Here is an 11915-nt window from a genome sequence, read left to right on the forward strand (position 1 = left end):
GCGAGCCATCGCCGGGGCAGGTCAGGGGTGATTGCAGGACTTGATATCAAGGAGATCCTCGAGCTCACGCTGCTGCTGATCGCAACCGGCGCGCTCTCCGGATTTTTGGCCGGCGTGTTCGGCATCGGCGGCGGCGCGATTCTGGTGCCGGTGTTCTACGAGTGCTTCCGCATCGCCGGTGTGCCGCTGGAGGTGCGCATGCCGCTCTGCATCGGCACTTCGCTCGCCGTCATCATTCCGACCTCGATTCGTTCGTTCCAGGCGCATTACAAGCGCGGCGCCGTCGATCTTGCGATCCTTCGGGTCTGGTGGCTGCCGATCCTGATCGGCGTCATCGCCGGCAGCGTGGTCGCGCGCTACGCGCCGGAGCGGCTGTTCAAGATCGTGTTCGTCGCCGTCGCCTGGTCGGCCGCGGTACGGCTGATCTTCGCGCGCGAGAGCTGGAAACTCGGCGATGATCTGCCGAAAGGCATCTTGATGCGAATCTACGGCTTCTGCGTCGGCATTTTGTCGACCTTGATGGGCATCGGCGGCGGATTGTTCTCGAACCTGCTGATGACGTTCTACGGCCGCCCGATCCATCAGGCGGTGGCGACCTCGTCGGCGCTCGCAGTGCTGATCTCGATCCCCGGCGCGCTCGGCTACATCTATGCTGGCTGGCCTGCGGCGGCCAGCTACCCGGCCGTTGCAGCCCTGCAAATCCCGTTCGCGCTTGGCTACGTCTCCCTGATCGGCGCCGTGCTGGTGATGCCGATGAGCCTTGTAACAGCACCGCTCGGTGTGAAGGCGGCGCATGCGATGTCGAAGCGGACGCTGGAGGTCGCGTTCGGGTGCTATCTGTTTATTGTCGGCAGCCGGTTTGTGATGAGCTTGATAGGCGGGCAGTAGCCGCCGCAAAATCCGTCATTGCGAGCGTAGCGAAGCAATCCAGAATCTTTCCGCAGCGGTAGTCTGGATTGCTTCGTCGCAAGGGCTCCTCGCAATGACGACGAGAGTGCAGCGAACAACAGCCCCTATTTCTTCGCGTAAAGATCCTTGTAAATATCCCGCAGCACGTTTTTCTGCACCTTGCCCATGGTGTTGCGCGGCAGCTCGTCGACCACGAAGACCCGTTTGGGCATCTTGAACTTCGCCAGCCGGCCGTCGAGCGCCTTCAGCACCGCAGCCTCTGTCACATCGGCGCCCTTGTTGCAGACCAGCACCGCCGTGACGCCCTCGCCGAAATCGGCGTGGGGCACGCCGATCACGGCAGATTCGATCACGCCGGGCATGGCGTCGATCTCGCTCTCGATTTCCTTCGGATAGACATTGAACCCGCCGGAGATGACGAGATCCTTGCCGCGGCCGAGAATGTGGACGTAACCCTTGGCGTCGATCTTGCCGAGGTCGCCGGTGATGAAGAAGCCGTCGTCGCGGAATTCCGCCTTGGTCTTCTCCGGCATGCGCCAATAGCCCTTGAACACGTTCGGGCCCTTGACCTCGATCATGCCGATCTCGTCGCGCGGCAGCTCCTTGCCCGTCTCAGGATCTGTGACGCGTACGGAGACGCCGGGGAGCGGAAAGCCGACTGCGCCGGGCACGCGCTCGCCGTCATAGGGGTTCGAGGTGTTCATGTTGGTCTCGGTCATGCCGTAGCGCTCGAGCACCGCATGGCCCGTGCGCGCCGACCATTCGCGATGGGTTTCGGCGAGCAGCGGCGCCGAGCCCGAGATGAACAGCCGCATGTGTTGTGTGGTTTCGCGCGATAGCACGGCGTTCTGGAGCAGCCGGGTATAGAACGTCGGCACGCCCATCAGCACCGTGGCGCGCGCCATCAGCTTGATGATCAGATCAGGGTCGAGCTTCGGCAGGAAGATCATCGACGCGCGCGCGAACAGCGTCACGTTGGTCGCCACGAACAGGCCGTGGGTGTGGTAGATCGGCAGCGCGTGGATCAGCACGTCCTTGTCGGTGAAGCGCCAGAAGCTGACCAGCGAGAGCGAGTTCGACGCCAGATTGTCGTGGGTCAACATCGCGCCCTTGGAGCGGCCGGTGGTGCCGGACGTGTAGAGGATCGCGGCGAGATCGTCGTTTGAGCGCGGGACCGTGGCGAATTCGCTGCTCGCCTTGTCGGCGGCGTCCGTCAGCGAGCCCTTGCCGTCAGCCCCGAGTGTCTCGACTTTCGCCTTCACCTTGGCGGCGATGGGGGCGAGGCCCTCCGCCTTGGCGGGATCGCAGACCACCAGCGAGGGCTCGGCATCGCCGATGAAGTAATCGAGCTCATTCAGCGTATAGGCGGTGTTGAGCGGCAGGTAGACCGCGCCGGCCCGCACCGTGGCCAGATACAGCACGATGTTGGCCACGGATTTCTCGACCTGAACCGCAACGCGGTCGCCGGGCTTCACGCCGCGCGCGACCAGCACATTGGCCATTTGCCCGGCCCGGGCGATCAGATCGCCATAGCTGATGCGTCCTCCGTCGTGCGTCTCGATCGCGAGGCGCTTCGGATCGTCGAGGCCATCGAACAGGCGGGAAAACAGATTGGCGTTGGCTGCTTGGTTCATGCAAGATTTCCTCGACCGCAAGGCTTGACCACAAGGCTCGTCAGACAAGGCCGGTCAAAACCGAGGGCTGGATTAGCAAAAACCGCCCCGATGAAGCAACGGAGACAGTTTGCATGACCAAAAACGGGAAACGCGTGGCCTGGGTGACAGGCGGGGGCAGTGGGATCGGGGAGGCCGGCGCCGAGGCGCTGGCGGCTGACGGCTGGACGGTGGTGGTCTCGGGCCGGCGCAAGGACGCCCTGGATACCGTAGTCGCGAAGATCACCGGGGCGGGCGGCGCCGCCGAGGCCATCGCGCTGGACGTGTCGGTCGCCGCCGCCGCCCAGAAGGCTGCCGATCAAATCGTCGCGAAGCACGGCCGCATCGACCTGCTGGTCAACAATGCCGGCATCAATGTCCCCAAGCGCAGCTGGAAGGACATGGAACTGGAGGGCTGGGATAAGCTGGTCCAGGTCAATCTCAACGGCGTGCTCTATTGCATGCGCGCGGTGCTACCGACGATGCGCAAGCAACAGGACGGCTCCATCATCAACGTCTCGTCCTGGGCCGGCCGCCACGTCTCGAAAATGCCGGGCCCGGCCTACACCACGACCAAGCATGCGGTGCTGGCGCTGACCCATTCCTTCAACATGGACGAATGCGTCAACGGCTTGCGCGCCTGTTGCCTGATGCCGGGCGAGGTGGCGACGCCGATCCTGAAGCTGCGCCCGGTGGTGCCGAGCGAGGAGGAGCAGGCCAGGATGCTGCAATCGGAAGATCTCGGCCGCACCATCGCCTTCATCGCGAGCATGCCGGCGCGAGTGTGCATCAATGAACTGCTGATCAGCCCGACGCATAATCGCGGATTCATTCAGACGCCGCACAACAGGGATTGAGCGGCAGGTAGATCGTCGAGGCTCGTCATTGCGAGCGAAGCGAAGCAATCCAGCGGTGCATCCGCGGTGGCAGCCTGGATTGCTTCGTCGCTTCGCTCCTCGCAATGACGCCCCCCACGAACACACCCGCACTTAGTTTCACGCATCACAAAGAAGTTTTGTTCGAAACCGTTTCGCAAACCCTCCCGTAATTCGAGCCAACGACGTCGCTGCTGCTTCACGCTCACAGGTCGCAGCCGCCGTTGTTGCCCACTCGAACGCCGGCAATCGCCGGTCCTCATCCAATCGGGAGACTCTCCATGTCGAAGCGCATTGCCTATCTCACCGCCGCAGCTCTCAGCGCGCTGGCCATCACCGCGACCGTCGTCGCGCCCGCCCGCGCCGAGGAAAAGACCGTCATGGTCGGCGGCGCCGCGATGTTTCCGTCCAAGAACATCGTCCAGAACGCCGTCAACTCGAAGGACCACACCACGCTGGTGGCGGCGGTGAAGGCGGCCGGCCTGGTGCCGACGCTGGAAGGCAAGGGCCCGTTCACGGTGTTCGCGCCGACCAACGCCGCCTTCGGCAAGCTGCCGGCCGGTACCGTCGACACTCTGGTCAAGCCCGAGAACAAGGCGACGCTGACCAAGATCCTCACCTACCATGTTGTGCCCGGCAAGCTCGAGGCGTCCGACCTCACCGACGGCAAGAAGATGAAGACCGCCGAAGGCGAGGAGCTGACGGTGAAGAAGATGGACGGCAAGGTCTGGATCGTCGACGCCAAAGGCGGCACCTCGATGGTGACGATCTCCAACGTCAACCAGTCCAACGGCGTGATCCATGTGGTCGATACCGTGCTGATGCCGGCGACCTGACACCGCGCGGTCTGGCTTCATCTCCGAACCGGATGCGACGAAATGGCGAGCCGGGGGTCCCCGGCTCGCTTTATTGTGACCATGATAGCCCGCTGGTATCGATTCGATGCCGGGCAGGGCGTAACGAAAGCGGACGCATCGGCGTATAATTGCTGTCAGACGATGTTCAGGACGGAACCATCATGTCGAGCCTCACTGTCACCGACGAGCAGGTCAGCGCCACCCCGGCCAAAGTGATCCAGCCGGCCTGGGTCCGGGTCATGCACTGGATCAACGCCCTCGCCATGATCCTGATGATCCTGTCGGGTTGGCAGATCTACAACGCCTCGCCGCTGTTCGGTTTCAGCTTTCCGCGCGACTACACGCTCGGCGGCTGGCTCGGCGGCGGATTGCTCTGGCACTTTGCGGCGATGTGGCTCTTGATGATCAACGGCCTTGCCTATCTCGTCACGGGCTTCGCCACCGGCCGTTTCCGCAAGAAACTGCTGCCGATCACGCCGTCCGGCGTGCTCCACGATGTCAGGGCTGCCCTGACCTTCAAGCTCGGCCATGCCGACCTCACCGTCTACAATTACGTGCAGCGGACGCTCTATGCCGGTATCATCCTGGTCGGCGTGATCATCGTGCTGTCGGGGCTGGGAATGTGGAAGCCGGTGCAGCTGCACTGGCTGGTGTCCCTGTTCGGCGACTATCCGACCGCGCGCTACATCCATTTCTTCTGCATGGCCGCGATCTGCGCGTTCCTCGTCATTCACGTTTTACTCGCGCTGCTGGTGCCGAAGAGCCTGCGTGCGATGATCATCGGTCGCTAGAGCGGAGAGAGAGTCATGGCCAAGCGCTCATTCCTGATCCCCGGCGTCGACAAGCGGCTGCTGATCAAGGACTCCATCAAGACGATGCCAGAGGTCAGCCGCCGCCGCTTCATCGCGGGCGGCGCCAGCCTCGGCGCGTTGACGCTGCTCACCGGCTGCGACGTGATCGACTCGTCCTCCGCTGAGGAGATGCTGAAGTCGGTTTCGAAATTCAACGATGCCGTGCAGGCCTTCATCTTCAATCCCGACGCGCTGGCGCCGACGTTTGCGGAGAGCGCGATCACAAAACCTTTCCCGTTCAACGCCTATTACGATCTCGACGACGCGCCCGAGGTCAATGGCGACGACTGGAAGCTCGAGGTCCGCGGCCTCGTGGACAACAAGAAATCCTGGACGCTTCCGGAATTGTACAAGCTGCCGCAGGTCACGCAGATCACCCGTCACATCTGCGTCGAGGGCTGGAGCGCGATCGGCAGCTGGACCGGCACGCCGATGCGCGACTTCCTCAAGCTGATCGGCGCCGACACGCGCGCCAAATACGTCTGGTTCCAGTGCGCCGACAAGGACGGCTACAATTCCCCGCTCGACATGCGCACCGCGCTGCATCCGCAGACCCAGATGACGTTCAAATACGCAGGCGAAATCCTGCCGCGCGCGTATGGGTTTCCAATGAAGATCCGCGTGCCGACCAAGCTTGGCTTCAAGAACCCGAAATACGTGGTGTCGATGGAAGTCACCAACGACTACAAGGGCGGCTATTGGGAAGACCAGGGATATAATTCGTTTAGTGGGAGCTAGGCGCGCCGCTGCCGTAGGGTGGGTTAGCCCTGCAGATGCGCGAAGCGCATCTGCTCGGCGTAACCCACCTCTTTGGCTTCCGCGACGACAGAAGTGGTGGGTTACGCCTTCGGCTAACCCACCCTACGGCACCGTTTTTTTGGCCGGCCCCACCTTCCGCTGGCACAGCGCCGCCACCGCGCCCAACGCCAGCAGCGCCGCCGAGACATTCAGCGCGTAACTCAAGCTCCCCAGCGCGTCCGTGATGGCGCCGACCACGATCGGGCCGAGCGTCTGGCCGACGCCGAACGAGATCGTCATCGCCGCGATCGCGGTCGGCCACACCTCGGGTGGGTAGTTGAAGCGCACGAAGGCGGTGGTCGAACCGACCACGGCGAAGAACGCGACGCCGAACACGATCGCGGAGACCGCGAGCCATGCCGGCGAATGCCCGAGCATTGGCAGGGCGGCGCCGAGCGCGTTGGTGCCGAGGATGATGGCGGTGGCCAGCCCGCCGCGATCGAGCGCGAGCACGCGGCGCCAGGCCCACGGCGTGACGAAGGCGCTCAAGCCGATCAGGCTCCAGAACGCGGCCTGCGCCGCGGCCCCGCCGCCGCCGTCGCGCACATAGGCGATCATGAAAGTCATGTAGGCGATGTAGCCCGCGCCAAACAGGAAGTAGCCGGCGAGATAGATCAGCACGGGAAGAATCGCGAAGGCGCCGTGGCTGCCTTGCGAGAACCGCACGCCGCTCTCGATGCGGACCAGGAACAGCGGCACGGTCATGACGACGGACAGCAGGGTCATCGCCCACCACACTATCCACCACGAGCCCGGCCCGAAATATTGCAGCGTGAACGGGGCGATCAGGCCCGAGGCGAGAATGCCGATGCCGGGCCCGGCATAGAACAGGCTCAGCAGGAAATTGGCCCGCTCCGGGCGCGACTGCGCGATGGAAGCGGCCAGCGCACCGCCGGCGACGAAGCCGGCCGCGGCGCCCACGCCCAGCACGAGACGGGCCAGGCTCAGCGCGACGAAATTCCCGGTCAGCGCGCAAGTCGCGAGCGCGGCGACGCAGGCCAGGGTTCCGCCGCGGATCGCGGCCGACCAGCCGACGCGCTGGATCAGCCGGGACGCCACAAGCGCGCCCGCGAGATAGCCGACGGCGTTGATGGTGTTCATGAAACCGGCCGCCGAGTAGGACCAGCCGAGGTCCTCCCGCATGTCGGGCAGCACCAGCGAATAGGCGAAGCGGCCGATACCCAGCCCAACCGTCGCGGCCAGCGACAGGGTCAGGATCAACCGTGCGGGGTGGGCATCGGGTGGAGGGCGGTCAGGTGCGTGCAAGGGGTACTCCGGCATGCGCAGTGTGGCAGGCCCTGCCCGCCTTGCACAGCCGCGAGGCGGCAATGGTGTCTTGCCAAGCACGCATCGCCGCTCTAGCACTCCGGCCGAAATCGGCCTCAGAGGAAACGACCATGGCGACCCACAAACTGCTGCTGCTTCCCGGCGACGGTATCGGCCCCGAGGTGATGGGCGAGGTGAAGCGGCTGATCGACTGGCTCAATTCGGCGGGCATCGCCAAGTTCGAGACCGACACCGGCCTCGTCGGCGGTTCGGCCTATGACGCGCACAAGGTGTCGATCTCGGAAGGCGACATGGCCAAGGCCAAGGACGCCGACGCGATCATCTTCGGCGCGGTCGGCGGTCCCAAATGGGACGCGGTGCCTTACGAAGTCCGCCCCGAAGCCGGCCTGCTGCGCCTGCGCAAGGATCTCGGTCTGTTCGCCAACCTGCGCCCGGCGGTCTGCTACCCGGCGCTGGCGGAGGCCTCCAGCCTGAAGCGCGAGGCGGTCGAGGGCCTCGACATCATGATCGTGCGCGAGCTCACCGGCGGCGTCTATTTCGGCGAGCCCAAGACCATCACCGACCTCGGCAACGGCCAGAAGCGCGCCATCGATACCCAGGTCTACGACACCTATGAAATCGAGCGCATCGGCCGCGTCGCCTTCGAGCTTGCGAAGAAGCGCAAGAACAAGGTGACGTCGATGGAGAAGCGCAACGTCATGAAGTCGGGCGTGCTCTGGAACGAGGTCATGACCCAGGTCCACAAGCGCGAATATCCCGACGTCACGCTCGAGCACCAGCTCGCCGATTCCGGCGGCATGATGCTGGTGAAATGGCCGAAGCAGTTCGACGTCATCGTCACCGACAATCTGTTCGGCGACATGCTGTCCGACATCGCTGCGATGCTGACGGGATCGCTCGGCATGCTGCCCTCGGCCTCGCTCGGCGAGGTCGACGTCAAGAGCAAGAAGCGCAAGGCGCTGTACGAGCCCGTGCACGGCTCGGCGCCTGATATCGCAGGCCAGGGCCTCGCCAATCCGATCGCGATGATCTCGTCGTTCGGCATGGCGCTGCGCTATTCCTTCGACATGGGCGATCTCGCCGACAAGGTCGACGCCGCGATCGCCGCGGTGCTGGCCAACGGCCTGCGCACCGCCGACATCAAGTCGGAAGGCACCATTGCCGCCTCGACCACGCAGATGGGCGAAGCGATCCTGAAGGAATTGCAGAAGCTGCACGCCTGACGGCGACCGCAGTGTTTGTAGGGTGGGCAAAGCGAAGCGTGCCCGCCATTCTGATCGGCATTGCCGAGAGATGGTGGGCACGGCGCTTCGCGCCTTTGCCCACCCTACAAGGTCTCATCAAAACAAAAATGGCCGGGCGCGAGCCCGGCCATTTTGATTCGGTCGATATGTCCGCCTCAGTACAGCGGGAAATTCTGCGGATAGCCGCCAACATCCTGCGGCGTGCTCAGCGGCTGGCGATCGATCGGGCGGTTGAGATTTTCGCGTGCGAAGGTCGGGTAGCCCACCGCCGGCGGGAAGGCGTAGTCGGAGAACTTGCGGTCGCCCGGATTGACCTCGGTGCCGCCGTCGAGCCAGGAGCGCTTGCTCACATAGATGCGGGTGCGGCCCTGCTGATAGCTCGCATTGGGGCCGCTGGGGCCGTAATAGTGACGGCCGCTGTCATAGCGCTGCTTCTTGGTGTCGGCCGAGGCGGGTGTCGCGAAGGCTGAGGACATGGCAATCACGGCGCCGGCCGCAAGCCACATCGCCAGTTTGTTCGCGGCAGAGAAATTCGAGCTCATCACGTCCCCTTCAGGCGGCAAGCCGCCAATCAATTTCACCCTCATACTAACCCGGCCGGGGCGTCTGCAACTAGGTCTATTGGGTCACACCAGCGCTGAATAATCGTGCGCGCCGGCAAAAGTTGCATGGATACAGCCACTTGAGCTTGATGCCGGTCAGAGCGCGCCGCGCAATTGCGCATTGGCGGCGCCGAGCAGCCAGTCCGACGAGCCCGGGAGCGCGCAGGGGCGGCGCTTCAGCTCCGCATGGGCGAACAATTCGGCCAGCTTCGGCTCGTTGCCCGAGGTCAGCAGCGTCAGCCGGTTCAGCGTGCAGGCGATCGCCGCGCGCCGGGCGGGCAGGCTGTCGCCCTGGCAGGAAAATCCGGAGATCTGGAGCGCCGGCTCCTCGCTGCGCTTGAGGTAGCCGAGGCAGGCCCGCGCGCCCTCCGTCGTGCCGGTCGGCTGGAACAGGGCAACGGGGCCGAACTTCGTGTCGATCAGGCCGGCTTGCTCCAGCGGGGTCGCGGTGCCCAGTCCCATCCGGGCGGCCAGATCCAGAGTTGCCGGGCGCGCCACGTCGAATTCGCCGCCTTCCCGGTAGATCTCGAGCTCGGCCATGAGTTCGGCTATGGGCTTGTCCGCCTCGCTGGCCCAGCGCATCACGTCCCTGCGGCCGCCTTCGAGGTGCCTGAAGATGGCGTAAGAAGCTGTTTTTTCTGACGAATCCAGCCGGCTAAGGGCGAAACCCTGAGGCGAGCGGTCGGCCACGCTCCAGCCCGGCTTCAACGCCGGCTCGTCGTCGCGCAAGTTTGGCAGCTGGCCGAGTGCCGCAAGCCCGAGGATGGCAAACAGCACCAAAGCCCCCACATAGGCGAACAGGCGCGCCAGCGTGCCGACGACCTCGTCGGCGAAGGCTGCAAGCGCCAGATGGATCTGGGTGGGGTTTGTGGCCGTGCTGGCCTCAGGCGACTGCATCCACGTCCCTAAGGCATGGTCCAACGTTGTCTTGAGGCCGGTTCTCGCATAGAAGCGCTGCTCTTCCTGTTTAAGCCTCAGCTTCAGGAAAGAGCTTTTTCGTCGGAGAGTGAACGATGGGTTACAAAGTCGCAGTCGTCGGCGCGACCGGCAATGTCGGACGGGAAATGCTCAACATTCTGGATGAGCGCAAATTCCCCGCGGACGAGGTGGTGGCCCTGGCGTCACGCCGCAGCATGGGCGTCGAGGTCTCCTACGGCGACCGCACCCTGAAGGTCAAAGCGCTCGAGCATTACGACTTCTCCGACGTCGACATCTGCCTGATGTCGGCCGGCGGCGAGGTGTCGAAGGAATGGTCGCCGAAGATCGGCGCCGCCGGCACGGTCGTGATCGACAATTCCTCGGCCTGGCGCATGGACCCGGACGTTCCGTTGATCGTGCCGGAAGTGAATGCGGACGCGACCGCCGGCTTCAAGAAGAAGAACATCATCGCCAACCCGAACTGCTCGACCGCGCAGCTCGTGGTCGCGCTTAAGCCCCTGCACGACAAGGCGACGATCAAGCGCGTCGTGGTCTCGACCTATCAATCGGTGTCGGGCGCCGGCAAGGACGCGATGGACGAATTGTTCTCCCAGACCAAGGCCGTCTACACCAACCAGGAGCTGGTCAATAACAAGTTTCCCGCGCGCATCGCCTTCAACGTCATTCCCCAGATCGACGTCTTCATGGAGGACGGCTACACCAAGGAAGAGTGGAAGATGATGGCGGAGACCAAGAAGATTCTTGATCCCAAGATCAAGCTCTCCGCGACCTGCGTGCGCGTGCCTGTTTTCGTCGGCCATTCCGAAGCCGTCAACATCGAGTTCGAGAACCCGATCAGCGCCGACGAAGCGCGCGACATCCTGCGCAAGGCGCCGGGCTGCCTCGTCATCGACAAGCATGAGCCCGGCGGCTACGCCACGCCGTATGAAGCCGCCGGCGAGGACGCCACCTATATCAGCCGCATCCGCGAGGACGCGACGGTGGAGAACGGTCTCGTGCTGTGGTGCGTCTCGGATAATCTACGCAAGGGCGCTGCGCTCAACGCGATCCAGATCGCGGAAGTCCTGATCAACCGCAAGCTGATCAGCGCGAAGAAGAAGGCGGCGTAGCTCCGCTGCCGTAGGGTGGGCAAAGGCGCGGAGCGCCGTGCCCACCATCTCTCCACGATCGCGATAGAAGCGGTGGGCACGCTACGCTTTGCCCACCCTACAAGAGCTGGGGACCTAGGCCACCTCGCGCGCGTTCCTGAATTCCTTCGCCGCCTTGTCCAGCACGAACAGCGATCCCTCCGCGACGCCGAAATAGGCGCCGTGGGTCTGCATCTGGCCGCTCTCGACCGCCTTCTGCACGAACGGGAAGGTCATCAGGTTTTCCAGGCTGCGGAACACCGCGGCCTTTTCGATGCGCTCGACGAATTGCGCCATGGTCTCGTGGTCGCGCTGCTCCACCACTTCGCCCGGCTTGATGAACATCTGCATCCATTTGCCGATGAAGTCGCCCGGCGTGAGCGGCTCGATCTTGTCGACGAAGGCGCGGATGCCGCCGCATTGCGCGTGCCCGAGCACCACGATGTGCTTCACCTTCAGCACCGTCACGGCATATTCCAGCGCCGCCGAGACGCCATGCGCGTTGCCGTCGGGCTGATACACCGGCACCAGATTGGCGATGTTGCGGACGACGAAGAGTTCGCCCGGCCCGACGTCGAAGATCACTTCGGGAGAAACGCGGCTATCGCAGCAGCCGATCACCATCACTTCGGGGAACTGCCCCTTCACCGACAGCTCGCGGTAGCGGGTCTGCTCGGTCGGCAGCCGCTGGGTGGCGAAGGCCTTGTAGCCTTCCAGCAAATGCTCTGGGAATGTGGTCATGGTCTATGCCTAATCATATACCGCTGGGACGAA

General features: G+C 64.0%; 12 protein-coding genes. 7 read left to right on the forward strand and 5 right to left on the reverse strand.

Going from position 1 to position 11915, the window contains the following annotated elements; translation table 11 throughout:
• The first annotated feature begins 27 nt into the window (after positions 1 to 27).
• A complete protein-coding gene (locus ABIB80_RS28565; protein ID WP_035993891.1) occupies positions 28 to 888 on the forward strand; it encodes a sulfite exporter TauE/SafE family protein in 861 nt (286 codons plus the stop codon).
• Between the two features lie 125 nt (positions 889 to 1013).
• Here the strand turns inward: ABIB80_RS28565 and ABIB80_RS28570 are convergent, their stop codons facing one another.
• A complete protein-coding gene (locus ABIB80_RS28570; protein ID WP_007598782.1) occupies positions 1014 to 2543 on the reverse strand; it encodes a malonate--CoA ligase in 1530 nt (509 codons plus the stop codon).
• A gap of 113 nt (positions 2544 to 2656) precedes the next feature.
• Here ABIB80_RS28570 and ABIB80_RS28575 point away from each other — a divergent pair, with 113 nt between their 5' ends.
• The 4 genes from ABIB80_RS28575 to ABIB80_RS28590 all read left to right on the forward strand — a co-directional run bounded on the left by ABIB80_RS28575 (position 2657) and on the right by ABIB80_RS28590 (position 5882).
• Positions 2657 to 3418, forward strand: a complete 762-nt coding sequence (locus ABIB80_RS28575; RefSeq protein ID WP_007598784.1) for an SDR family oxidoreductase — start codon at positions 2657 to 2659, stop codon at positions 3416 to 3418.
• Positions 3419 to 3717: 299 nt separating this feature from the next.
• Positions 3718 to 4272: a fasciclin domain-containing protein gene (locus tag ABIB80_RS28580; protein ID WP_007598785.1), complete on the forward strand. Its 555-nt coding sequence runs from the start codon at positions 3718 to 3720 to the stop codon at positions 4270 to 4272.
• A 182-nt stretch (positions 4273 to 4454) separates the two neighbouring features.
• Positions 4455 to 5084 carry a cytochrome b/b6 domain-containing protein gene (locus ABIB80_RS28585; RefSeq protein ID WP_007598786.1) on the forward strand — a complete coding sequence of 210 codons (630 nt, stop codon included), beginning with the start codon at positions 4455 to 4457 and terminating at the stop codon, positions 5082 to 5084.
• Positions 5085 to 5099: 15 nt separating this feature from the next.
• The gene (locus tag ABIB80_RS28590; RefSeq protein ID WP_007598788.1) at positions 5100 to 5882 is read left to right on the forward strand and encodes a molybdopterin-dependent oxidoreductase; all 783 of its coding nucleotides are present in this window, start codon (positions 5100 to 5102) and stop codon (positions 5880 to 5882) included.
• A 123-nt stretch (positions 5883 to 6005) separates the two neighbouring features.
• Here the strand turns inward: ABIB80_RS28590 and ABIB80_RS28595 are convergent, their stop codons facing one another.
• On the reverse strand, positions 6006 to 7208 hold the full coding sequence (locus tag ABIB80_RS28595; protein ID WP_007598789.1) for a YbfB/YjiJ family MFS transporter: 1203 nt from the start codon (positions 7206 to 7208) through the stop codon (positions 6006 to 6008).
• A gap of 131 nt (positions 7209 to 7339) precedes the next feature.
• On the opposite strand from ABIB80_RS28595, the gene leuB reads away from it, so the two are divergent.
• Positions 7340 to 8452: a 3-isopropylmalate dehydrogenase gene (gene leuB, locus ABIB80_RS28600; protein WP_007598790.1), complete on the forward strand. Its 1113-nt coding sequence runs from the start codon at positions 7340 to 7342 to the stop codon at positions 8450 to 8452.
• 176 nt (positions 8453 to 8628) lie between these two features.
• Here the strand turns inward: leuB and ABIB80_RS28605 are convergent, their stop codons facing one another.
• Both ABIB80_RS28605 and ABIB80_RS28610 read right to left on the reverse strand, forming a co-directional pair.
• Positions 8629 to 9015: a hypothetical protein gene (locus tag ABIB80_RS28605; RefSeq protein WP_027566362.1), complete on the reverse strand. Its 387-nt coding sequence runs from the start codon at positions 9013 to 9015 to the stop codon at positions 8629 to 8631.
• Between the two features lie 156 nt (positions 9016 to 9171).
• The gene (locus ABIB80_RS28610; RefSeq protein WP_007598794.1) at positions 9172 to 9972 is read right to left on the reverse strand and encodes a hypothetical protein; all 801 of its coding nucleotides are present in this window, start codon (positions 9970 to 9972) and stop codon (positions 9172 to 9174) included.
• A 116-nt stretch (positions 9973 to 10088) separates the two neighbouring features.
• On the opposite strand from ABIB80_RS28610, the gene ABIB80_RS28615 reads away from it, so the two are divergent.
• Positions 10089 to 11123, forward strand: coding sequence for an aspartate-semialdehyde dehydrogenase (locus tag ABIB80_RS28615; protein WP_007598796.1), 1035 nt, complete (start codon positions 10089 to 10091; stop codon positions 11121 to 11123).
• A gap of 114 nt (positions 11124 to 11237) precedes the next feature.
• Here the strand turns inward: ABIB80_RS28615 and ABIB80_RS28620 are convergent, their stop codons facing one another.
• Positions 11238 to 11882 (reverse strand): carbonic anhydrase, encoded by a 645-nt coding sequence (locus ABIB80_RS28620; RefSeq protein ID WP_007598798.1) that lies wholly within the window; start codon positions 11880 to 11882, stop codon positions 11238 to 11240.
• Positions 11883 to 11915: the final 33 nt, after the last annotated feature.

Origin of the sequence: Bradyrhizobium sp. i1.15.2, assembly GCF_040548425.1 — a bacterium.
In the GTDB taxonomy this organism is placed as follows: Bacteria; Pseudomonadota; Alphaproteobacteria; order Rhizobiales; family Xanthobacteraceae; genus Bradyrhizobium; species Bradyrhizobium canariense.